This window comes from Pseudoflavonifractor capillosus, from assembly GCF_016902575.1.
In the GTDB taxonomy this organism is placed as follows: domain Bacteria; phylum Bacillota; class Clostridia; order Oscillospirales; family Oscillospiraceae; genus Enterenecus; species Enterenecus capillosus_A.
This window is the reverse complement of the sequence record NZ_JACSNZ010000085.1, coordinates 1-2753: the sequence shown is the minus strand read 5'-3', so window position 1 is coordinate 2753 and position 2753 is coordinate 1. Positions and strand designations below refer to the sequence as shown.

Here is a 2753-nt window from a genome sequence, read left to right as displayed (position 1 = left end):
GAAGGACGTGGCAAGCTGCGATAAGCTTCGGGGAGGCGCAAACAGCCTTTGATCCGGAGATTTCCGAATGGGGAAACCCGGCAGTGCAATACACTGTCATCCTGCGTTGAATCAAATAGGCGTAGGAAGGGAACCGCCTGAACTGAAACATCTAAGTAGGGCGAGGAAGAGAAATCAACCGAGATTCCGCTAGTAGTGGCGAGCGAACGCGGAAGAGGGCAAACCGGTGGATTTATCCACCGGGGTTGTGGACAGTCATTTAGCAGAGGTTATCTAGGAGAACGGCATGGGAAGGCCGGCCATAGCGGGTGACAGCCCCGTATCCGAAAGAGAAGGCTGTGAGACTGGATCCAGAGTACCGCGGGACACGTGAAACCCCGTGGGAAGCTGGGGGGACCACCCTCCAACCCTAAATACTACCTGATGACCGATAGTGGAGCAGTACCGTGAGGGAAAGGTGAAAAGGACCCCGAGAGGGGAGTGAAACAGAACCTGAAACCTTGTGCTTACAAGCACTCAAAGCCCGTTAACGGGTGATGAGGTACCTTTTGTAGAATGGTCCGGCGAGTTATTGTTACTGGCAAGGTTAAGGTATTCAGTACCGGAGCCGCAGCGAGAGCGAGTCTGAATAGGGCGTATGAAGTCAGTGGCAATAGACCCGAAACCGGGTGACCTATCCATGAGCAGGTTGAAGTGGAGGTAAAACTCCATGGAGGACCGAACGCACGCTCGTTGCAATGATCGGCGATGACTTGTGGATAGCGGTGAAATTCCAATCGAACCCGGAGATAGCTGGTTCTCCCCGAAATAGCTTTAGGGCTAGCGTTGTTTTAGATTACTGGAGGTAGAGCACTGAATGGGCTAGGGGGCGATAAGCTTACTGAACCCTATCAAACTTCGAATGCCAGCTAATTGATGAACAGCAGTCAGACTGTGTGAGATAAGTCTCATAGTCAAAAGGGAAACAGCCCAGACCCACAGCTAAGGTCCCAAATATACGCTAAGTGGAAAACGATGTGGAGTTGCGAAAACAACCAGGATGTTGGCTTAGAAGCAGCCACTCATTAAAAGAGTGCGTAATAGCTCACTGGTCGAGTGACTCTGCGCGGAAAATGTAACGGGGCTAAGCGTATAACCGAAGCTTGGGCTTGTCATTAGACAGGGGTAGGGGAGCGTCGAATATGGGGTGAAGTCGCATCGGAAGGAGCGGTGGACTGTATTCGAGTGAGAATGCCGGAATGAGTAGCGAGAATCATGTGGGAATCATGATGGCCGAAAATCTAAGGTTTCTTGGGGAAGGTTCGTCCGCCCAAGGTAAGCCGGGAGCTAAGGCGAGGCCGAAAGGCGTAGTCGATGCACATACGGTAGAAATTCCGTAGCCACCGAACTTTAAGCACACTGACACTTTGGAATAGCCGGACCCGGGCGTTGGTTGACCCGGGCGCAAGGGACCGAAATATAGTAGGGAAGCCGGCGATGTCCAGAGGCGAGAAAAGGTGTGAGGTATACTAAGGTGCCCGTACCGCAAACCGACACAGGTAGATGAGGAGAGAATCCTAAGGCCAACGGGAGAAGGGTTGTTAAGGAACTCGGCAAAATGACCCCGTAACTTCGGGATAAGGGGAGCTCCCTAAGGGGAGCCGCAGAGAATAGGCCCAAGCGACTGTTTACCAAAAACACAGGTCTATGCTAAATCGAAAGATGACGTATATGGGCTGACGCCTGCCCGGTGCTGGAAGGTTAAGAGGAGGGCTTAGCGCAAGCGAAGGTCTGAATTGAAGCCCCAGTAAACGGCGGCCGTAACTATAACGGTCCTAAGGTAGCGAAATTCCTTGTCAGGTAAGTTCTGACCCGCACGAATGGCGTAACGATTTGGGCGCTGTCTCAACAGCCCACCCGGCGAAATTGTTGTACTGGTGAAGAAGCCAGTTACCCGCAACTAGACGGAAAGACCCCATGGAGCTTTACTGTAGCTTAATACTGGAGTTCGGTAATTCATGTACAGGATAGGTGGGAGACTTGGAAGCATGGGCGTCAGCTCATGTGGAGTCACCCTTGGGATACCACCCTTGGATTGCTGGGCTTCTAACCTGCGGCCGTGAATCCGGTCGGGGGACACTGTTAGGTGGGCAGTTTGACTGGGGCGGTCGCCTCCTAAAAGGTAACGGAGGCGCTCAAAGGTTCGTTCAGCACGGACGGAAATCGTGCATTGAGTGTAAACGCATAAACGAGCCTAACTGCGAGACCGACGGGTCGAGCAGTAACGAAAGTTGGAGTTAGTGATCCGGCGGTATGCAAGTGGAAGTGCCGTCGCTCAACGGATAAAAGCTACCCTGGGGATAACAGGCTGATCTCCCCCAAGCGTCCACAGCGACGGGGAGGTTTGGCACCTCGATGTCGGCTCGTCACATCCTGGGGCTGTATTCGGTCCCAAGGGTTCGGCTGTTCGCCGATTAAAGTGGCACGCGAGCTGGGTTCAGAACGTCGTGAGACAGTTCGGTCCCTATCTGTTGCGGGCGTAAGAGATTTGAAGAGAGCTGTCCTTAGTACGAGAGGACCGGGATGGACATACCTCTGGTGCACCAGTTGTCCTGCCAAGGGCACAGCTGGGTAGCTACGTATGGACGAGATAAACGCTGAAGGCATCTAAGCGTGAAACTCCCTCTAAGATTAGATCTCTCATCCTTTATGGAGTAAGGCTCGACGTAGACTATGTCGTTGATAGGTCGGAGGTGGAAGCGCTGTGAGGCGTG

1 rRNA gene is annotated in these 2753 nt (G+C 53.0%); it reads left to right on the top strand.

From position 1 onward, the window contains the following. A 23S ribosomal RNA gene (locus tag H9X86_RS11775) occupies positions 1 to 2753 on the top strand; the annotation flags it as partial.